This is a genomic window from Streptomyces sp. A2-16 (genome assembly GCF_018128905.1).
In the GTDB taxonomy this organism is placed as follows: Bacteria; Actinomycetota; Actinomycetes; order Streptomycetales; family Streptomycetaceae; genus Streptomyces.
The window spans coordinates 9,301,794-9,320,993 of record NZ_CP063808.1 but is presented as its reverse complement, the minus strand read 5'-3'; the positions used below and the strand labels follow the sequence as shown (position 1 = coordinate 9,320,993).

The following is a 19,200-nucleotide window of genomic DNA, read 5'->3' as shown; positions in this document are numbered from 1 at the left end:
TCCCAGGCCATGAGCAGCACGGTCGTGAACGGCGGCATCTCCTTCTGGTACGCGGACGACGGCTTCCCCGAGGCGCGGGAGCCGCTCGGCGGTGACGCCTCGGCGGACGTGGTGATCGTCGGCGGCGGGTACACGGGTCTGTGGACGGCGTACTACCTGAAGAAGGCCGTGCCCTTTCTGCGGATCACCGTCCTGGAGCAGAAGTTCTGCGGCTACGGCGCCTCCGGGCGCAACGGCGGCTGGCTCTACAACGGCATCGCGGGCCGCGACCGGTACGCGCGGCTGCACGGCCACGAAGCCGCCGTACGGCTGCAGAAGGCCATGAACGACACCGTCGACGAGGTGATCCGGGCGGTCGCCGAGGAGGGCTTCGACGCCGGGCTGCACAAGGGAGGCGTGCTCGAAGTCGCGCGTACGCCCGCGCAGTTGGCGCGGCTGCGGGCCTTCCACGAGCACGAGCTGTCGTACGGCGAGAAGGACCGTGAGCTGTACGGCGCCCGGGAGACGGCGGAGCGGATCCGGGTCGCGGACGCGGTCGGGTCGTCGTGGACGCCGCACGGGGCGCGGGTGCATCCGGTGAAGCTGGTGAAGGGGCTCGCGGCGGCCGTCGAGGCGCTGGGTGTGGTCGTCCACGAGCAGACGCCGGTGACGGAGATTCGGCCCAAGCACGCGGTGACGCCGTACGGAACCGTCCGCGCGCCCTATGTGCTGCGCTGCACCGAGGGCTTCACCGCCGCGCTGAAGGGGCAGCGGCGGACCTGGCTGCCGATGAACTCCTCGATGATCGCCACCGAGCCGCTCACCGACGAGCAGTGGGCGGCGATCGGCTGGGAGGGGCTGCAGACGCTGGGGGACATGGCGCACGCGTACATGTACGCGCAGCGCACCGCCGACGGGCGGATCGCGCTGGGCGGGCGCGGGGTGCCGTACCGCTTCGGCTCGCGCACCGACAACGACGGGCGCACGCAGGGCGAGACGGTCCAGGCGCTGCGGGACATCCTCGTGGGCTTCTTCCCGATGCTGGCCGGGACGCGGATCGAGCATGCCTGGTCGGGGGTGCTGGGGGTGCCGCGCGACTGGTGCGCGTCGGTGACGCTGGACCGTTCGACGGGCATCGGCTGGGCGGGCGGTTACGTCGGCTCGGGCGTCGCCACCGCCAACCTGGCCGCCCGGACCCTGCGGGACCTCGTCCAGCAGGACTCCGGACAGGGCGGCCGGACCGAGCTCACCGAACTCCCGTGGGTCGGCCACAAGGTGCGCAAGTGGGAACCGGAGCCGTTGCGGTGGCTGGGTGTGCAGGGCATGTACGCCACGTACCACACCGCGGACCGTCGGGAGTCGACGAGCCACCGCGCTCAGTCCTCGCGACTGGCCCGGTGGGCGGACCGGATCGCCGGGCGGCATTGACCGGACAACGCTTTCCGGGAAGGCCGACGGCAGGGCGATCGGCGGGGCCACGGCGAGCACCTGCACCGTGGCCGCGTCGGTGGCGGGCAAGCAGCTCAGCGTGACCGTCACCGCGGTCAGGAGCGGCTGGAAGAGCGGGACGGCGGCCTCGTACGCCTACCAGTGGTACGCCGACGGCAGGGCGATCGGCGGGATCATCAAGTCCTCGCTGGTGCTCAAGTCCGCCCGGACGGCCGGTGGGGAGGGGCGGTCCCGGTGTTCCGGGGGCGCCCCTTCCTCATGCCACGGACTCGGGCACCGGTGCCTGCGCGGGTGCCCCCTGCTTCGGCGGCTTGGCCGTGACCATCAGGCCCGCGATCAGGCCGGCCAGGAGCATGATGCCGGCGGCCCACCAGATGGCGACGGTGTAGCCGTGCACGACGCCCTCCTTGACGATCAGCGCCCTCTTCGACGGGTCGGTCAGGTGGGCGGTGACGTAGGCGGTGCTGCTGGTGGTGGCGATCGTGTTGAGCAGGGCCGTGCCGATGGAACCGCCCACCTGCTGCGAGGTGTTGACGGTCGCCGAGGTCACTCCTGAGTCCTGCGGGGCGACGCCCGCGGTGGCCGTGGAGAACACCGGCATGAAGGTGAGGCCCATGCCCAGGCCCATCAGGAGCAGCGCGGGCAGGATCTCGGTGGTGTACGAGCTGTCCACGGTCATCCGGGTCAGGATCAGCATGCCGCTCGCCGCGAGCACCATGCCGGGCACCATGAGCACGCGCGGTGCGACATGGTTCATCAGGCGGGCCGAGATCTGGGTCGAGCCGACGATGATCGCCGCGGTCATCGGCAGGAAGGCAAGCCCGGTCCGCACGGGGGAGTAGGCCAGCACGACCTGCAGGTAGTAGGTCATGAACAGGAACAGGCCGAACATGCCGATGACGGCGAGCCCCATGGTCAGGAAGCAGCCCGCGCGGTTGCGGTCCTTGACGATGTGCAGCGGGAGCAGGGGGTAGGGGGCCCGGGCCTGCCACCACACGAAGGCCACCAGCAGCAGGACGCCACCCGCGATCAGGGTCACCACCAGGGGGTCGCTCCAGCCCCGTGGCTGTGCCTCGCTGAAGCCGTAGACGATCGCGACCAGGCCGCCGCAGCCGAGCAGCACACCGGGCACGTCGAGGCGGGCGCCCGCGTGGCCGGGACGGTCGTGCAGCAGGACGAGGGCGCCGAAGACGGCGATCACCGCGATGGGCACGTTGACGTAGAGGCACCAGCGCCAGTTCAGGTACTCGGTGAGCAGCCCGCCGACGATGAACCCGATCGCCGAACCGGAGCCCGCGAGCGCGCCGTAGATCCCGAAGGCCTTCCCGCGTTCCTTGGGGTCGGTGAAGGTCGTGGTCAGCAGGGACAGTGCGGAAGGGGCGAGCACGGCGGCGAACACGCCCTGCAGGGCGCGGGCGGCGAAGAGCATGCCGGAGCCGGTGGCGGCGCCGCCGAGCGCGGAGGCGGCGGCGAAGCCGACCAGGCCGATCACGAAGGTGCGTTTGCGGCCCACCAGGTCGGCGATGCGGCCGCCGAGCAGGAGCAGACCGCCGAAGGCCAGCGTGTAGGCGGTGATCACCCATTGCCGGTTGCCGTCGGACATGCCGAGGTCCTGCTGCGCGGAAGGGAGCGCGATGTTCACGATGGTCGCGTCGAGGACAACCATCAGCTGCGCGAGGGCGATGACCACCAGGCCCCACCAGCGACGGGGATCTTCACCTGTTCGGGTGACATTCACCTGGTCAGAAGACCATGAATCGGGATGAGTCGCATCTGGGCGTGTCATGGCTCCAGGACTACCTTTCCGGTTGTGCCGCGGGTCTCCAGCGCTCGGTGCGCGGCGGCCGCCTCGGCGAGCGGGAAACGCTGTACGGCAGGGGTGAGACGACCCGCTGCGGCCTCGGTGAGGGCACGTAGTTCGAGGGTGCGGATGGGGTCGGGGCCGCCGGCCTTCCGGGCCATGACGGGCCCGAGGACCTGTTCGGAGACCCCTTCGACGAGGTAGGGCCCGCCGTCGTGGATGCCCTCGCCGGACCAGCCGAAGACGATGTGCCGGCCGTTCCCGTCCAGCAGACCGACGCTCTCGCGGGCGACCTCCCCGCCCACGCCGTCGAAGACCACGGTGGCGGGCCGGCCGCCGAGGAAGGCGCGGACCTTCCCGGGCCACGCGGAGTCCCGGTAGTCGACGGCGAGGTCGGCGCCGTTGGCCTGCACCCGGGCCGTTTTCGACGGTCCGCCCGCGAGTCCGACGACGGTGGCCCCGGCGTTCTTCGCGTACTGCACGAGCAGGGTGCCGATGCCTCCGGCGGCCGCCGGGACCACGACCACGGAGTCGGGGCCGAGCTCGGCGAACTGGACGATCCCCATCGCCGTACGGCCCGTGCCGATCATGGCGACGGCCTGGGCGAAGTCGAGGTTCTCGGGGATCTCGTGGACGCGGTCGACCTCGGTGACGGCGAGTTCGGCGTAGCCTCCGGGCGCGAACCCGAGGTGGGCGACCACGCGCTTGCCGAGCCACAGTCCGGCGACCCCCTCGCCGAGGGACTCGACCGTGCCGGCGACCTCGCGGCCGGGGACGGTGGGCAGCTCGGTCGGCCGGGGCAGCGGCCCCTGGTGGCCCTCGCGCAGGGCGGTGTCCAGGAGGTGGACTCCTGCTGCCCGTACGGCGATACGGACCTGGCCGGGGCCCGGTACCGGATCCTCGGTCTCCTCGTAGGTGAGGTTCTCGGCGGGGCCGAAGGCGTGCAGGCGGATGGCGTGCATGGAAGGAACTCCCTCAGTGGACGGGCTTCTGCGGCAGGACACCCACCCTCCGACCTCAAGCATGCTTGAGGTCAAGGGCGTGCCGGCCGAGCGCCAGCGACACGGCGGTGAGCGCGCTGTTGAACGACACCTCCGAGAGCACCCCGGGCGCCGCGACCTGGTCGCCCGCCAGATAGACGCCGTCGCCGCGGTCCACGGCGGGCCGGTCGCGCCAGCTGGTGCCGGGCAGGTCGACGGCTCCCGTACGGCCGTTCGCGACGGACTCGCGCCGCCAGGTGACGCGTTCGCGCCAGCCGTCGAAGGCGAGATCGAGCAGCTGCTCCGCGCGCGCGACCCCGTCGGCCTTGGACTCGTGCGGGGCGATCGGGATCTGACCCTGGAGGAGCTGCTCACCCGCGGGCGCGAGTGTGCGGTCCTGGGCGGTGAACCGCTCGATCCAGCCGGGGGAGTCGAGGTCGGAGACGGCGAAGGCGTCGCCGCGCCGGGTGCGCAGGGCGAGGTCGATCAGTGTCGTACGGCCGCTCGGCCAGGTCAGCGAGTCGTCGCCGAGGAGACGGCGGGCCGCGTCCAGGGAGGTGGCGACCACGACGGGGGAGTCGGTGGGCAGTGCGTCGACGCGGGACAGGGTCTCCATCCGCACGCCCAGGTTCCAGGCGCGGGCGGCCATCCGGTCCACGACGGCCGCCCAGCCGCCGCGCGGGTAGTGCGCCTCGGGCGGCAGCTTGGTGGCACGCCGCAGCCGTTCCTGCACGAACGCGGCGGACAGGGTGCCGGGGTCGTGGTGGAAGAGGGCGACGGCGGAGTAGTGGGCGGCGGCACGGGCGCCCTCCTCGCCGGCCTGTCCGGTGGCCCAGGACAGGAAGTCGACGTCGACGGGGGCCTGTCGGGAGCTGTGGCGCAGCAGCTTGAGCATCGCGAAGGGCGGGGTGCGGCGCAGCACGCCCTTGTGCCGCAGGCGCAGCCGGGCCGCCTCCAGGGGCGGGAGCGGGGCCAGCGGCCCGATGAGGTCGCGCTGCCGGAGCCAGGACCAGTGCGGGCCGCCGTTGTAGAGGGCGTGCGGGCCGTCGTTCGTCCGGTACGGCGCCTCGGCGGTCCTGGCCCGGCCGCCGAGGGTGTGATGGGCCTCGTACACGGTGACCTTGGCGCCCGCCTCAGCGGCGGTGATCGCCGCGGTGAGCCCGGCGAGGCCGCCGCCGATGACGGTGATGCGGTGCATGGCTGGGGATCTCCCTCTGCTCGGGGCCGGTTCCGGGCCGGTCCTTCGCCGGTCCGTCTGCCATATGACGGAGCAGGGGCACCGGAATGTGACATGGAGGGCTGTCGGCGCAGGTCAGGGGGGATTGTCAGTGGCGGCGTGCAGGATGGGGGCATGGTGAGGCGAGCGGCGGGTGCGAGCGGTGCGAGCAGGGTGAAGGGGGCGCGGCGGCCGGAGGTGCGGCTGCCGCCGCTGGAGCCGTCCGGCCAGGCGGAGCTGGAGCCGGACGGGGACTACGACGGCCTGGAGTTCCTGGAGCGCGACCTCGCGGGCCAGGACGGGGCGGGGGCCCGTTTCATGGACTGTGCGCTGAGAGGCTGCGCGCTGGACGAGACCCGGCTCCACCACGCCCGCTTCCTCGACTCGGTCCTCACCGGCATCCGGGGTGTGGGCACCGACCTCGCGGAGTCGACCCTGCGGGACGTCGAGCTGATCGACGCCCGCCTGGGCGGGGTGCAGTTGCACGGCGCCGCTCTGGAGCGGGTCGTGATCCGGGGCGGCAAGATCGACTACCTGAACCTGCGCACGGCGGTGCTGAAGGACGTCGTCTTCGAGAGCTGCGTCCTGGTGGAGCCGGACTTCGGGGGCGCCCGCCTGGAGCGCGTGGAGTTCGTCGACTGCGCGCTCAAGGGCGTGGACCTCACGGCGGCGACCCTGAAGGACGTCGACCTGAGAGGCGTCGCGGCACTGGAGATCGCCCGCGGTGTCGACCGCCTCGCGGGAGCGGTGGTCAGCCCGTCCCAACTCCTGGACCTGGCACCGGTGCTGGCGGCGGAGCTGGGGATTCGGGTGGAGGGCTGACCGGGGCCGCCCCCGGTGATCACTTCACTCTCGGGAAGCGCGCCTGGAGCGTCCAGATCGCCGGGTTCTCGCCCAGGTCCTCGTGCAGGTCGGTCAGGTCGGCGATCAGGTCGTGCAGGAAGTCGCGGGCCTCGCGGCGCAGATCCGTGTGGGAGAAGGTGAGCGGCGGCTCCTCGGCCCGCATCCAGTCGGCCTCGATGTCCACCCACCCGAAGCGGCGCTCGAACAGCATGCGGTCGGTGGACTCGGTGAAGTCGAGCTCCGCGTGCTGGGGGCGGGAGGCGCGGGAGCCCGCCGGGTCGCGGTCCAGTCGCTCCACGATGTCGCACAGCGCCCACGCGAAGTCGAGCACCGGCACCCATCCCCAGGCTGTGGACAGTTCCCGGTCCTCCTTGGTGTCCGCGAGGTACACGTCCCCGCAGAACAGGTCGTGCCGCAGCGCGTGGACGTCCGCGCGGCGGTAGTCGGTCTGCGGCGGGTCCGGGAAGCGGTTGGAGAGGGCATAGCCGATGTCGAGCACGTACGCGATGGTGTCACGCGGCCTCTCATAGGATCACCGCGTGCCCCGATCCGCGCCGCCCGTCCCTGTCGCCCTGCGCATCCCCACCGCCCTGCTCGTGGCGGGAGCCCTCGCCCTGACCGCGTGCGACGGCGGGGTGCACGGCACCCCCGGCGGCTCGGGCCTGCGCGACCCGTACTTCCCGAAGGCCGGCAACGGCGGCTACGACGTGACCCACTACGACCTCGACCTCGCCTTCGACCCGGACACCGAGAAGCTGTCCGGCACCGCGACCCTCACCGCCCGCGCCACCCAGGACCTGTCCGCCTTCGACCTCGACCTCGACGGCCTGGACGTCGAGAAGGTCACCGTCGGCGGCGAGACGGCCCGCTGGAACCGCACCGGCCAGGAGCTGACCGTGCGCCCGCCCGACGACCTCGACGAGGGCCGCATCTTCCGCGTGACCGTCGACTACTCCGGCACCCCCGCCACGCTCACCGACCCGGACGGCTCGGAGGAGGGCTGGCTGCCCACCGGGACCGGCGCGGTGGCCCTCGGCGAACCGACCGGCTCGATGACCTGGTTCCCCGGCAACCACCACCCCTCCGACAAGGCGTCCTACGACCTCACGATCACCGTGCCCGAGGGCCTCCAGGCCGTCTCCAACGGCGAGTTGACGGCGAGCCGGACCAGCGGCGGCCGTACCACCACGACCTGGCACACCGCCGAACCCATGGCGAGCTATGTCGCCACGCTCGCGATCGGCGACTACGACGTCCACCGCACCACCACCCCCGAAGGGCTGCCCGTCCACACCGCCGTCGACCCGGCTGAGGCGGAGGCGAGCCGGAAGGTGCTGGCACGGATCCCGGCCGTGATCGCCTGGGCCGAGGACAACTTCGGGCCCTACCCCTTCTCCTCCACCGGGGCGATCGTCGGCCGCGAGGGCGACGCCGGGTACGCGCTGGAGACGCAGAACCGCCCCTTCTTCCCCGGCGCCCCCGACATCGGGACCCTCGTCCACGAACTCGCCCACCAGTGGTACGGCGACTCGGTCACGCCGAAGACCTGGCGGGACATGTGGCTCAACGAGGGCTTCGCGACCTACGCCGAGTGGCTGTGGGACGAGGACCACGGCGGGGACAGCGCCCAGGAGACCTTCGACGCGCTGTACGCCCATGGCGAGGACGACTACGAGGACCTCTGGTCCTTCCCGCCCGGCAAGCCGTCGAGCGCGGCGCACATCTCCGACAGCCCCGTCTACCAGCGCGGCGCGATGGTCCTCCACCAGATCCGCCGCCGGCTCGGCGACACCGCCTTCTTCGCCCTCCTCCGCGACTGGCCAACGACCCACCGCCACGGCACCGCCGACACCGAGGACTTCACGTCGTACGTCGAGGACCTCGCCCCCGACGAGGACTTCGGCCCGGTCTGGGACGACTGGCTGTACGGCGAGGGAAAGCCCGCGCGCCCCGGCCCGTGACGCCCTCAGCCCTGTGTGCCGTCCCCGTCGGCGGACAGCGCCTTGCGGAGCACGGAGCAGGGGCGGCCGTGTTCGCGGTCCGGCCGGTGGTCGACGACCTCGTAGCCGAGGGTGGTCCAGAAGCCGAGGGCGCGCGTGTTGCCGTCGAGGACGGCGAGGCGTACGGCGGTGCGGCCCTCCGCGCGGAGGCGGTCCTCGACGAGCCGCGCCAGCCGCTGCCCGTGGCCCTGCCGGTGCACGCCCGCATCGATCATCAGCAGCCCGATCCACGGGTCCGGGTCGGCCGGGTCGGGGTGGTGGGCGAGGGTGATCGCGATGCCGACCAGCAGGCCCTCGCTGCGCGCCAGCAGTACTTCCGCGTCCGGATGCGCGAGCTCCTCGGCCAGCGCCGCCGCCACCTGCTCCGGCCGGATGTCGTCCGGGTCCGGGAAGTCACCGCTGAGCGCGAAGAACTCGTGGTTGGCGGCGTAGAGGGCGGTGAGCTCGGTCAGGAGCGGAGCCGGGATGTCGTGGTCGGGCGTGAGGTCGAGGGGGGTGAGGAGCATGGCGGGCAGAGTAGTTGCTCCCTGCCGCATGCCGGTCAGTCCTTGTAGCGCGGCAGGTCGTCCGTCGAGATCGTCCAGTCTCCGATGGTGACGTCCTCGCCGTAGACGAAGTCCTTGCGGGTCGCGTATCGGGGGCCGCCGGGGGTGGAGTGGATGTCGGTGAGGACGGCGCCGGTGGCGGTGCGGGGGTCGAAGATCGCGTAGACGGGGATGCCGATCAGGGGGTAGTCGCGGACCTTGCCGACCCAGTCGTTGTCGGGGTTGGAGCGGGAGACGACCTCGATGGCGGCGCGAACCGTATGAGGATCGAAGGTTCCCTCGGTCTCCATGTCGACCTCGGCGATCACCATTACGTCGGGACGTCGCATGATGCCTTCGGACTGGCCCTCCACATCCGGCTCGCCTGTGTGCGCCACGATTTCTTCCGGCATCACCTTCTCCAGACGCTTCCTGAGGCGCAGCACTGTGAGTTCGTGCGGCCCAATGGGCGAGATCATGTCGTGGACGATCCCTTCCTGGGTGATCTCGAACTTGCCAGGGATGGTGTCGCCCATGGACTGAACGAGATCTCGCATCGCCCGGTAGATGTGGGAGCCGCTCCGTTGCGCGTCGTCCGGTGCGATGGTCATGGCGCTCGCTCCTCGTCTGTGCCCAGGGGCCAGGATCGTCCCGTCCATGCTAGGCGGCCCCCGGGAGATCGCCTCGGCAGTCGCGGCAGCGGCCGGGGTCGGGGGCGCGGAAGGCGCGGTTGCAGCCGTCGCAGTTCTGGAGCGGGTGCACGATCTCCCGGGGCGGAGCCGGGGGCCGGATCGGGGGCAGGGGTGGCAGCTGGGCGGTGAGGCGGTGGGCCAGAAGGGCTGCCGGGCGGTGCAGGGGTTCCATGGGGAGGCGCGCTGTCAGGGCGTCCCGTACGGCGGTGGGGGTCAGGTCCCGTTCCAGCCACGCGGCGACTCCGGGCGCCAGGTGTTCCGTGTCCGTGGCCGACAGGAGCAGGCGGGGGTCGTGGCGGCGGAGGGTGCTGAGCAGGTCGATCGCCCGCTGGATGAGTGCGGGGGCCGGGTAGCCCGGCTGCGGTACGGCGGGCAGGAGCTTCTTGCGGGGCGGTTGCCGCTTCTTCGGCGGTCCGGGGGCCTGGTCCTCTCCGGTCCGGCCGCGGTGGCCCGGCCGGTTGCAGGAGACCGTGCGGGTGACGATACGGCCGCCGGGGATGCGTTCGCGGGTGCGGCGCAGGTAGCCGTGGGTCTCCAGGTCCCGCAGGGCGGCGGCGATACGGTCCCGGCCCTCGGGGAAGCGGGACGCGAGGGTCTTGATGTCCACGGAAGCACCGGCGGGAAGGGACTGGATGTACAGGGCCAGCCCTCTCGCCACGAGCGAGAGCTCCGGGTGCTGGGCGAGGTGGTTGCCGATCACCGTGAAGCGCTCGGTGTGACGGGCGTTCTCGTGCACGAGGCCACCCGCGTGAGAGTGGTTTTTGCCCGCTGCACGGGACTGGGGGCGCGGCGGCGCGCTAGGGTTTTGCATGTCCATCGGGAAGCTCTTTTCTTCCTTGGTGGGCGCCACCGGGAAGGGGCTTTCTTCCTTGGTGGTCAGGCCCTCGCATAGGGATGCCAGTCCCAGCGAGGGCCGTTGTATGTCCGCGGCAGGTCTGCGGTTGTGTCGCGCTGAGCGTAGAGCAAGCAACCGGGCCGAAATCCAGCTGAGTTGGCAATGTTCACTCGGGCGAGTGAGGCGAGTGAGCTGCGACTTCGCGGCGGGAGGATGGGTGGGGCTTGGTGGGGTTTCTTTCAGCCCGGAGTTCTTTGGGAAAGGCCGCCTGCGCCTCCGAAGTACGGGTTCTCGGGACGCGGTGAGACATCGATTTCCGCCCACACCGTCTTGCGGGGACGGGGCCCCGGCGCGACACCCCAGCGGTCGGCGAACGCGTCCACGAGTGCCAGTCCCCGGCCCGACTCGGCCCCCGGCACCGGGGGTTGGACACGCGGTAGACGGTCGCCCCGGGTGTCCGTGACCTCGATGCGCAGGATGTCCCCGACGACGTACAGCGTCACCCGGAAGTCGCGTCCCGGGACCCGGCCGTGCGTGGCCGCGTTCACCGCCAGCTCCGCCACGATGTGCTCCGCGGGGTGCAACGGGAGGTCCCACTCGCGGAGTTGCTCGACCGCCAGCAGTCGGGCCAGGCGGGCCCCGCGTGGTGTGGGGGAGAGCAGGACGCTGAAGTTCCTGATGACGGCGGTTTCTTGATTCACGTCACTCAGCGTGGTGGCGCTCGCTTACCGTGAACAGTGACTGAGTCGATGCGTACGGTGACTGTCCGGAGTCTGTCCGGTCGTGTCCGGGCTGTCGGGGACGGAGGGGTGTGGGATGAGTGTGGACGCGGCGGTCGAACCCGGGTGGGAGGTCGATCCCGACGACGAGTGGGGTGTCGCGGTCATCGCCACGGTCGGGCGGCAGTTGAAGCTGCGGCGCGAGGCCGTGGGGATGCGGGCCGCCGAGTTCGGGGAGGCGGTCGGGTACGGGGAGGACCTCGTCTACAAGATCGAGGGCGGCAAGCGGATTCCCCGGCAGGAGTATCTGGACAGAGCGGACGAGGTGTTGGGGGCCGGTGGGCTCCTCTCCGCGGCTTGGGAGGACGTCAAGAAGGTCCGGTACCCGAAGAAGGTGCGGGAGCTGGCCAAGTTGGAGGGGCAGGCTGTCGAGATCGGGGTCTACGAGTCCAACAGCATCCATGGGTTGTTGCAGACGCCAGAGCACGCTCGGGCACTGTTCGAAGCAGCCCAGCCGCCGTACTCGCGGGACGACGTGGAGCGGATGGTGGTTGCCCGCCTGGCCCGGCAGTCCGTCTTCGATCGTGACCCGGCTCCGTCCATCCACTTCGTGTTGGAGGAGTCGGTCGTACGTCGGCCGGTCGGAGGCACAATGGTGTGGCGACAGCAGCTCGAACGTCTGCTGGAGGTGGGAATGTTGCGCAGCGCCAGGCTTCAGATCATGCCGACCAACAGCGACGCCCACCCGGGTCTGGACGGCAAGATCGAGCTGCTGAAGTTTCCGGACGGGACGGCGGTGGGACGTTCGGACGGTGCCTTCAATGGCCGCCCCATCACCGACCCGAAACAACTCCGCATCCTTGATCTGCGGTATGGCACCATCCGGGCTCAGGCCCTCCCGCCACGGGAGTCGCTGACCTTCATCGATCAACTGCTGGGAGAGACATGATCCGCAAGTCCGCTGCCGGGGAAGCCTCCGAGCTGGTGTGGTTCAAGAGCAGCTACAGCAGCGGCACGGACGGCAACTCCTGCGTAGAGATCGCGGCAGCGCCCCGCACGGTCCACGTCCGTGACTCCAAGCACGACACCACCGGCCCCCGCCTGGCCTTCACCCCGGCCAGCTGGGCCGCGTTCGTGTCACAGACCTGACGCCGGAGCCCCCGGCCGGTACGACCAGGGGCTCCCGCTCAGCGCAGCGAATCGCAGTGACTAGACGTTGACGCCGAAGTCCTGCGCGATGCCGACCAGGCCGGACGCGTAGCCCTGGCCCACCGCGCGGAACTTCCACTCCGCGCCGTTGCGGTACAGCTCGCCGAAGACCATCGCCGTCTCCGTGGCCGCGTCCTCGGAGAGGTCGTAGCGGGCGATCTCGGCGCCGCCGGCCTGGTTGACGATGCGGATGTAGGCGTTGCGGACCTGGCCGAAGTTCTGCGAGCGGTTCTCCGCGTCGTAGATCGAGACCGGGAAGACGATCTTGTCGATGTCGGCCGGGAGACCGGCCAGGTTGACGTTGATCGCCTCGTCGTCGCCGGCGCCCTCGCCGGTGCGGTTGTCACCGGTGTGGACGATGGTGCTGTCCGGGGTCTGCTTGTTGTTGAAGAACACGAAGTGGGCGTCGGAGTAGACCTTGCCCTGCGTGTTGACCGCGATCGCCGAGGCGTCGAGGTCGAAGTCCGTGCCGGTGGTGGTGCGGACGTCCCAGCCGAGGCCCACGGTGACGGCGGTCAGGCCCGGAGCCTCCTTGGTGAGCGAGACGTTGCCACCCTTGGACAGGCTTACAGCCATTGTTGGGAGTCCCTTCCCTCGTTAAGTAACGGGCACGAAGCTACAGCTACCTCTATGAACGCCGCGACTGGTGTCGAAGGTTCCCCGCTTCTTTACTTTCTTTACCCAAGCGGAAGCGTGCGGCGGACGGGGGATATTGGGGTGACGTGGACCGGTCACGGGCGGGAACATGGACCCCATGTCCGGTCCCTACGTCATCCGCGGCTCCGTCTCCCTTCCCGAGGCCGAGCTCATGTGGCGTTTCTCGCGCTCCTCCGGCCCCGGCGGCCAGCACGTCAACACCAGTGACTCCCAGGTGGAGCTGCGCTTCGACCTGGCCCGCACCGAGTCGCTGCCCGACGTGTGGAAGCAGCGGGCGCTGGCCAAGCTGGCCGGACGGCTCGTCGACGGGGTCGTCACCGTCCGCTCCTCCGAGCACCGCTCGCAGTGGCGCAACCGCGAGACCGCGGCCGTGCGCCTCGCGGCGCTGCTCGCCGAGGCCACCGCGCCCCCGCCCAAGCCCCGCCGGCCGACCCGCATCCCGCGCGGGATCAACGAACGCAGGCTGCGGGAGAAGAAGCAGCGCTCGGACACCAAGCGGGGCCGGCAGGGCAGGGACTGGGGGTAGCACCCGCCCGTCGACCCACCCGCGCGTGTCACAACTCCCCCGTGCGGACCGTCAACTCATCGACGGCCGACCACGACGAGAGCGGTGACCCATGGACGACGACGACAGCCTCCTCGCCGACTCGGTCGGCAAAGCCCTCCTCGTCGCCCTCGGCACCCTCACCCCGGCCGAACGACTGGCGTTCGTCCTCCACGACCTCTTCGCCGTCCCCTACGACGGGATCGCCGACGTCATCGGCACCTCACCGGCAGCCACCCGACGGCTCGTCGGCAGGGCCCGGCGACGGGTGCGGGGCGCGCGGGAGGCGGACCCCGCACCCGTCTCACCCGCCCGTCGGCGCGAACTGGTCGACGCCTTCCTCATGACCACACGTGCAGGGGACCGCGAGGGGCTGCCGGCCCTCCTCGACCCGGATGTCGTGGTGCGCACGGAGGCCGGGGTGACCACGGGGGCCCTCGCCGTGGCCAGGGGAGCGGCCGACTGCTCGCGGCACCTCTCCGGCATCGCCGTACCGGCTCTCGTCGAGGGCCGTACCGGCATCGCGCTCCTGCGGGACGGCCGGGTCGAGCGGACGCTCGCGTTCACGTTCGTACACGACCGGATCGCCGTGATCGACATCACCACGGACCCGGCGAGGGCGGCACAACTGGACGTAACGCTGCTCTAGGCGAGGTCCAGGACCCCCACCGTCTCGCTGCCGCTGAGCTCCCCGGTCCGGCGGAAGCCGAGCCGCAGGTAGAACTCCGCCGGGCCGTCCTCGCCCTCGTGCCAGGTGACGTACAACTCCTTCGTCTCCCGGCGGCGCAGCTCCGCGGCGACGGACTCGACGGCGAAACGGCCGTAGCCCCTGCCCTGGGCGTCGGCCGCGATGTTCAGCCGCCACAGGCCGGAGCGGCGCACGCTGCCGCCGTCGGCGCGCCAGTCGATGTCCAGGAAGGCCATCAGGAAGCCGACCGTGCGGTCACCGTCGACGATCAGGCGGGGCCAGGCGACGCCCGGGGGATGGATGTAGGCCTCGGCGAGGGACTGCATCACCGGGGAGACCGCGAATTCCTGCTCGGGGTGGACGCGTATGCCGGTGGCGGTTTCGAAATTCCCGGGTGTGATCTCTTCGAGGCGCGGTGCGAATGTCATGCGCGGACCTTAGGACGAGCCGGCGGCGCGCTGCCACGGAATTCATCCCAACTGCCGGTACCGGCCCCGGAAATAGGCCAGCGGACCGCCGTCGGCGCTCGGCACGTCGGCCGTCAGGACGCGGGCGATCACCAGGGTGTGGTCGCCGGCCGCCACCCGCTGTTCGGTGCGGCACTCCAGGGTGGCGAGGGCGCCGCCCACCAGAACGGCGCCGGTCGCCGCGCCCCGGACGTACGGAATGTCCTCGAACAGCAGCCGGTCGCTGATGCGGCCCTTCATGGCGAAGCGGCCGGCGATGTGCCGCTGGCTCTCCGACAGGACGGAGACCGCCCACAGCGGCTGCTCGTCGAGAAGGTCGTCCATACGGGAGCCCGTACGCAGGCTGACCAGCACCAACGGCGGGTCCAGGGAGACCGAGAGGAACGCCGTGGCCGTCATGCCGACGTCCTCGCCCTTGGGGCCCTCGGCGTCGAGCGGGGGCTCGAACGCGGTCACCAGGACCACGCCCGCGGCCAGCCGGGACATGGCGGCGCGGAACTCGTCGTTGCTCACCCCCACAGCATGCCCGGAAGCGGGCGGAGGGATCATCGGGACGGTGGGGGCGGGAGTGTTCGACACGTCGGAAACGCTAGTCTCGGCGCCGCGCCCGCCGCATCGGGCCTTCGCCCGAGACGGGACCTAGGTCTCCCGACGGGCCGCCTGCCGGAACCTGTATAAACGCCCAAAATTTGTGTGCGCTAAACGCACAGGAAAAACACAGAAACCCCGCTCAATTGCTCATCTTTCGCTGTGACTTGAGTCACAAGAGGTGCCAATTGTTGACCCTGTGTACCGAGCGGGCAGCGCGCTGTGATTCAGTGGCGGGACAGATGACCCTTGATTCGCTGCGAGGTCTCGGGGGGAGGGCAGGCAATGGAGAGCGAGTCGGAGCCGTACGTCCGTCTTGCGTCCCTGCGACAGCTGCACCAGGTCATGGCCGACATGAACACGGCCCGCAGCCTGGCCGACACACTGCAGACCGTCGCGAACGGCGTGGTCACCGCACTCGGCTACGAACTGGCGTGCGTCAATCTCGTGCGCCCCGACGGCGACCTCGTGGTCGCCGCCTTCTCCGGGAACCAGGCCGCCGAGGCCCTGATCACCGGCCGGGTGGGCTCCCGCGAGTCCTGGGAGCGCCGGCTGAGCATGGGTGAGACCTGGGGCGACCTGGTCTTCATACCGCACACCGAGGGCTGGGTCCTCGACGACGACGACGTCCCGCAGTGGTACACCGACGGGCCCGCGCCCCGCTTCGAGGACGAGTGGCACCCCTCCGACCGGCTGTTCGCGCCGATGTACACGCCGGGCGTGCCCGGCGGCAACTGCGGCGAACTGATCGGCGTGCTCTCCGTGGACCGGCCGCGCAACGGCCGCAGGCCCGGAGCCTGGGGTCGCGAAGCGCTCCAGATGTACGCGTTCCAGGCCGCCATCGCGATCAGCAACGCGCGTCTACGCGCGAACATGCAGCGCGCACTGGTCAGGCTCGAAAGGGAGCAGCAGGCCCTCAGAGCCAGTGAAGAGAGCTTTCGGCAGGCGTTCGAGTACGCCCCCTCCGGCATGGCCATCGCCGAGATGGGCGGCGACCAGCACGGCCGCATCCTGCGCACCAACGACGCCCTGTGCCGGCTCCTCGGCCGCCCCGCGTCCGCGATGCGCCGCTACTCCTTCTCCGACCTGGTCCACCCCGAGGACATAGGCACCCTGCTGCGCACCTCGGCGGAGGGCGGCCGGGCCGAGCTCCGCCTCGGGCGCCGGGACGGCACCTACGTCTGGGTGTCCCTGCGCAACTCGGTGGTCGCCGACGCCGCCGACGGCCCGCGCTTCCTGCTCACCCACGTCGAGGACATAGAGGAGCGCAAGCGCCGCGAGCTCCAGCTCGCCCACCGCGCCTCCCACGACTCCCTCACCGGCCTGCCGAACTCCGCCGAGCTGCGCTCGCGGCTGTCCTCCCGGCTCTGCCAGCGCCCCACCCACACCGGCGCCCTGGAGCCCGTCGACGCGGCCTTCGGCCACCCGGCCTTCGACGCGAACGGCCACGGCTTCGACTTCCGGCAGGGCGGCGTCGAGGCGTACGACGCCTTCGACCACCATGTGCACACCGTCGCCCCCGAGGGGGAGCGCGACGACGGCACCAAGGGGCTCGCGGTGCTCTTCTGCGACCTCGACGGCTTCAAGTCCATCAACGACCGGTTCGGGCACAACGCGGGCGACGCGGTCCTCATCGAGGTGGCCCGGCGACTGTCCCAGTGCGTGCGCGACGGCGACACCGTGGCCCGGCTGGGCGGCGACGAGTTCGTGATCCTCGCCGACGGGCTCGGCAAGGCCGACGCGGCCGACCTCGCGGTGCGTCTGCGCAACGAGATCATCCAGCCCATCCGCGCCGAGGGACGGGCCGTGCGGGTCGGTGCCAGCTTCGGTATCGGCTGGGCGCACTGCGGCATGACGGCGGACGAAGTGTTGAAGTCAGCCGACGAGCGGATGTACGTCGAGAAACGATCTCGTCCCAAACAACACCGACGCGCGGGCTGAGCCCCAGGTCAGTGAGCTGATGCGATCCGAGTCACCCGTTTGGGCCATCAGAAGCGGGTAGGCTCGCCATTCTGACTCCACGTATCGCATCCGATCCGCACCTGTTTGAGGAGTACCAAGGGATGACGTCCGGCAACAACGGCGCGAGCACGCCCGAGGACGACGACCCGTTCGGCTACCTCTACGCCGACGGCCAGGCCAACGGGGCCCAACCGCCCTCCGGCGGCTACGGCTACCCGAACTCCGTCAACAGAGTCCGCGCGGTCGGCCAGCGCCAGTACGGCCAGCAGCAGGCGCCCACCGCGCCGACCGCGCCGTACGGCCAGGTCCCGCAGCAGCAGGCCCAGGGCGGCTACGGCCAGCCCAGCGCGCACTACGCCGCCCCCGAGACCCTGCCGGGCGGCGCCGCCACCACGCAGCAGTCCATGCCCGGCCGCAGCGGCGGCGGCCGCAGTGGCGGCCCCAACACCAAGGGGCTGCTGATCGGTGCGATTGCGGTGGTCGCCGCGGTGGTCATCGGCATCGGCGTGGCGATGGCGAACGGCGGCGACAAGAAGGAAGACGCAGGCGGCAAGTCCTCGACGACCCCGAGCACGTCGCAGAGCTCGGAGCCGAGTCCGTCCGCGTCGTCGTCGGAGGCCGCCGAGCTTCCGAAGGCCGACGCGAAGACGATGCGGCTCGAGGGCGGCACCACCCTCGCGTCCGACGTGAAGGGCGCCAAGTCCGACGGCGGCGTCTACGTCCAGGGCTTCAACCAGGTCGGCGCCTCGGTCACCTGGACGGTCAACGGCATCAAGAAGGCCGGCACCTATCGGGTCTACGTCCGCTACAGCCTGCCCGCCGAGGACGCCAACGGGACGATGACGGTCAACGGGAAGGCTGCTTCCCGGCCGCTGAACATGAAGAACTTCGGTGGGCTTCCCGCCAACGAATGGCAGGAGACCTGGGCCCAGGTCTCCCTGACCAAGGGCACCAACACGATTCAGCTCTCGTGCCAGCAGGGCAACCAGTGCAACGCCCTGCTCGACCAGTTCACCGTCACGGAGAACGTCGACCATTAGTAGTCACGCCGCGCTGACCTCCCCCGTGACCGTGACCCGGGGCAGCAGGTTCTCGTAGGTCGTGTGGTCGAACTCGCCTGCCGTCGGGGCCAGTACGGTCGCGGTGGCCAGGGCGGCCGCCCGGGACAGGCGGGCCGGCCACGGGAGGTGCTCCACCAGGGCCGACAGCAGGCCCGCGACCACCGCGTCGCCCGCGCCCGTCGGGTTGCCGTGGCTGTGGGCCGGCGGGACGGCGCGCCAGCGGCCCTCGGGGGTCGTCGCGAGGAGGCCCTCCCTGCCGAGGGAGGCGACCACCGCCCGGGCGCCCCGGCGACGCGCGTCCTGGGTCGCGCGCAGCGGGTCGTGGGAGCCCGTCAGTTCGGACAGTTCCTCGGTGTTCGGCTTGAGGATGTCGGGGCGGGCGGCGACCCCGCGGCGCAGGGCCTCTCCACTCGTGTCGAGGAGGACCGGAACCCCGGCCGCCTTCGCCGTGCGGATCAGGCCCGCGTACGCCCCCACCGGCACCCCCGGCGGCAGACTCCCGCACAGGGCCACCGCCGAGACGGACGCGAGGAGATCCTCGTACGCCTCCTGGAAGGCCGACCACTCGGCGGGCGTCACCGTCGGACCCGGTTCGTTGAGCTGGGTGGTGTCGCCGGACTGCTCGTCCACGACGGCGATCGTGCGCCGGGTCGCGCCGGTCACCGGGACGAGCGCGTCCACCAGGCCCGGTACGGCGGTGAGGGCGTCCTGGACCATGCGGCCCGTGGCACCGCCCGTGAAGCCGGTGACCGTCACCTCATGGCCGAGCGCGGCCAGCACCCGGGCCACGTTCACCCCCTTGCCGCCGGGGCGCTCGGTGACCTCGGTGACCCGGTGACTGGTGTGCGGCCGCAGCGACCGTACGCGATACGTGAGGTCGAGCGCGGTGTTCAGCGTGACCGTGAGGATCACCCGGGCCGACCTCCCCCGAAGACGGAAATGTGCCCGGCCATTCTCCCAGGACGTCCCCGGCCTCAACAGCGTGA

Annotated in this window: 21 protein-coding genes; 9 read left to right on the top strand and 12 right to left on the bottom strand. The window is 71.1% G+C overall.

Features of this window, described 5'->3' with window-relative positions; genetic code table 11:
* Nucleotides 1-9 precede the first annotated feature (9 nt).
* Nucleotides 10-1,407, top strand: coding sequence for an FAD-dependent oxidoreductase (locus IOD14_RS41795; RefSeq protein ID WP_212672985.1), 1,398 nt, complete (start codon nucleotides 10-12; stop codon nucleotides 1,405-1,407).
* 277 nt (nucleotides 1,408-1,684) lie between these two features.
* Here the strand turns inward: IOD14_RS41795 and IOD14_RS41790 are convergent, their stop codons facing one another.
* Genes IOD14_RS41790 through IOD14_RS41780 form a run of 3 tightly spaced genes read right to left on the bottom strand, consistent with a single transcriptional unit; the run spans nucleotide 1,685 to nucleotide 5,407 of the window.
* Entirely contained in the window at nucleotides 1,685-3,166 is a 1,482-nt protein-coding gene (locus IOD14_RS41790) for an MFS transporter (protein ID WP_123990099.1), read from the bottom strand.
* 44 nt (nucleotides 3,167-3,210) lie between these two features.
* The gene (locus IOD14_RS41785) at nucleotides 3,211-4,191 is read right to left on the bottom strand and encodes a zinc-binding dehydrogenase (protein ID WP_123990098.1); all 981 of its coding nucleotides are present in this window, start codon (nucleotides 4,189-4,191) and stop codon (nucleotides 3,211-3,213) included.
* 55 nt (nucleotides 4,192-4,246) lie between these two features.
* A complete protein-coding gene (locus IOD14_RS41780) occupies nucleotides 4,247-5,407 on the bottom strand; it encodes an NAD(P)-binding protein (protein WP_212672984.1) in 1,161 nt (386 codons plus the stop codon).
* 153 nt (nucleotides 5,408-5,560) lie between these two features.
* Between IOD14_RS41780 and IOD14_RS41775 the strand changes: the two genes are divergently transcribed.
* On the top strand, nucleotides 5,561-6,247 hold the full coding sequence (locus tag IOD14_RS41775; RefSeq protein WP_249126201.1) for a pentapeptide repeat-containing protein: 687 nt from the start codon (nucleotides 5,561-5,563) through the stop codon (nucleotides 6,245-6,247).
* A 19-nt stretch (nucleotides 6,248-6,266) separates the two neighbouring features.
* Here the strand turns inward: IOD14_RS41775 and IOD14_RS41770 are convergent, their stop codons facing one another.
* On the bottom strand, nucleotides 6,267-6,767 hold the full coding sequence (locus IOD14_RS41770) for a hypothetical protein (protein ID WP_123990095.1): 501 nt from the start codon (nucleotides 6,765-6,767) through the stop codon (nucleotides 6,267-6,269).
* A gap of 40 nt (nucleotides 6,768-6,807) precedes the next feature.
* Between IOD14_RS41770 and IOD14_RS41765 the strand changes: the two genes are divergently transcribed.
* The gene (locus IOD14_RS41765) at nucleotides 6,808-8,229 is read left to right on the top strand and encodes a M1 family metallopeptidase (protein ID WP_212672982.1); all 1,422 of its coding nucleotides are present in this window, start codon (nucleotides 6,808-6,810) and stop codon (nucleotides 8,227-8,229) included.
* Between the two features lie 5 nt (nucleotides 8,230-8,234).
* Here the strand turns inward: IOD14_RS41765 and IOD14_RS41760 are convergent, their stop codons facing one another.
* The 4 genes from IOD14_RS41760 to IOD14_RS41745 form a co-directional block, all read right to left on the bottom strand.
* A complete protein-coding gene (locus IOD14_RS41760; RefSeq protein WP_123990093.1) occupies nucleotides 8,235-8,774 on the bottom strand; it encodes a GNAT family N-acetyltransferase in 540 nt (179 codons plus the stop codon).
* A 35-nt stretch (nucleotides 8,775-8,809) separates the two neighbouring features.
* Nucleotides 8,810-9,403, bottom strand: a complete 594-nt coding sequence (locus IOD14_RS41755) for a Uma2 family endonuclease (protein WP_212672981.1) — start codon at nucleotides 9,401-9,403, stop codon at nucleotides 8,810-8,812.
* Nucleotides 9,404-9,452: 49 nt separating this feature from the next.
* Complete coding sequence (locus IOD14_RS41750) at nucleotides 9,453-10,301, bottom strand: helix-turn-helix domain-containing protein (protein WP_212672980.1); 849 nt, start codon at nucleotides 10,299-10,301, stop codon at nucleotides 9,453-9,455.
* A gap of 257 nt (nucleotides 10,302-10,558) precedes the next feature.
* Nucleotides 10,559-11,020: an ATP-binding protein gene (locus IOD14_RS41745; RefSeq protein WP_212672979.1), complete on the bottom strand. Its 462-nt coding sequence runs from the start codon at nucleotides 11,018-11,020 to the stop codon at nucleotides 10,559-10,561.
* A 115-nt stretch (nucleotides 11,021-11,135) separates the two neighbouring features.
* On the opposite strand from IOD14_RS41745, the gene IOD14_RS41740 reads away from it, so the two are divergent.
* Together IOD14_RS41740 and IOD14_RS41735 are read left to right on the top strand one after the other, a co-directional pair.
* On the top strand, nucleotides 11,136-11,987 hold the full coding sequence (locus tag IOD14_RS41740) for a helix-turn-helix transcriptional regulator (RefSeq protein WP_212673511.1): 852 nt from the start codon (nucleotides 11,136-11,138) through the stop codon (nucleotides 11,985-11,987).
* Complete coding sequence (locus tag IOD14_RS41735; RefSeq protein WP_212672978.1) at nucleotides 11,984-12,187, top strand: DUF397 domain-containing protein; 204 nt, start codon at nucleotides 11,984-11,986, stop codon at nucleotides 12,185-12,187. Before IOD14_RS41740 ends, IOD14_RS41735 begins: the two co-directional genes overlap by 4 nt.
* Before the next feature lie 60 nt (nucleotides 12,188-12,247).
* On the opposite strand, the gene IOD14_RS41730 is transcribed toward IOD14_RS41735, so the two are convergent.
* Nucleotides 12,248-12,823 carry a TerD family protein gene (locus tag IOD14_RS41730; RefSeq protein ID WP_037709701.1) on the bottom strand — a complete coding sequence of 192 codons (576 nt, stop codon included), beginning with the start codon at nucleotides 12,821-12,823 and terminating at the stop codon, nucleotides 12,248-12,250.
* Nucleotides 12,824-12,992: 169 nt separating this feature from the next.
* Between IOD14_RS41730 and arfB the strand changes: the two genes are divergently transcribed.
* Complete coding sequence (arfB, locus tag IOD14_RS41725) at nucleotides 12,993-13,430, top strand: alternative ribosome rescue aminoacyl-tRNA hydrolase ArfB (RefSeq protein WP_123990087.1); 438 nt, start codon at nucleotides 12,993-12,995, stop codon at nucleotides 13,428-13,430.
* Nucleotides 13,431-13,521: 91 nt separating this feature from the next.
* Nucleotides 13,522-14,097, top strand: coding sequence for a sigma factor-like helix-turn-helix DNA-binding protein (locus IOD14_RS41720; RefSeq protein WP_212672977.1), 576 nt, complete (start codon nucleotides 13,522-13,524; stop codon nucleotides 14,095-14,097).
* On the opposite strand, the gene IOD14_RS41715 is transcribed toward IOD14_RS41720, so the two are convergent.
* Nucleotides 14,094-14,564, bottom strand: a complete 471-nt coding sequence (locus tag IOD14_RS41715; protein ID WP_212672976.1) for a GNAT family N-acetyltransferase — start codon at nucleotides 14,562-14,564, stop codon at nucleotides 14,094-14,096. The genes IOD14_RS41720 and IOD14_RS41715 overlap by 4 nt on opposite strands.
* A gap of 42 nt (nucleotides 14,565-14,606) precedes the next feature.
* The gene (locus tag IOD14_RS41710) at nucleotides 14,607-15,152 is read right to left on the bottom strand and encodes a flavin reductase family protein (protein WP_123992715.1); all 546 of its coding nucleotides are present in this window, start codon (nucleotides 15,150-15,152) and stop codon (nucleotides 14,607-14,609) included.
* A gap of 324 nt (nucleotides 15,153-15,476) precedes the next feature.
* Between IOD14_RS41710 and cdgB the strand changes: the two genes are divergently transcribed.
* Together cdgB and IOD14_RS41700 are read left to right on the top strand one after the other, a co-directional pair.
* A complete protein-coding gene (cdgB, locus tag IOD14_RS41705; protein WP_123990084.1) occupies nucleotides 15,477-17,132 on the top strand; it encodes a diguanylate cyclase CdgB in 1,656 nt (551 codons plus the stop codon).
* Between the two features lie 122 nt (nucleotides 17,133-17,254).
* Nucleotides 17,255-18,193 carry a CBM35 domain-containing protein gene (locus tag IOD14_RS41700; RefSeq protein WP_212672975.1) on the top strand — a complete coding sequence of 313 codons (939 nt, stop codon included), beginning with the start codon at nucleotides 17,255-17,257 and terminating at the stop codon, nucleotides 18,191-18,193.
* A 3-nt stretch (nucleotides 18,194-18,196) separates the two neighbouring features.
* Here IOD14_RS41700 and IOD14_RS41695 read toward each other — a convergent pair whose 3' ends face one another.
* Nucleotides 18,197-19,126: a 1-phosphofructokinase family hexose kinase gene (locus IOD14_RS41695; RefSeq protein ID WP_123990082.1), complete on the bottom strand. Its 930-nt coding sequence runs from the start codon at nucleotides 19,124-19,126 to the stop codon at nucleotides 18,197-18,199.
* Nucleotides 19,127-19,200: the final 74 nt, after the last annotated feature.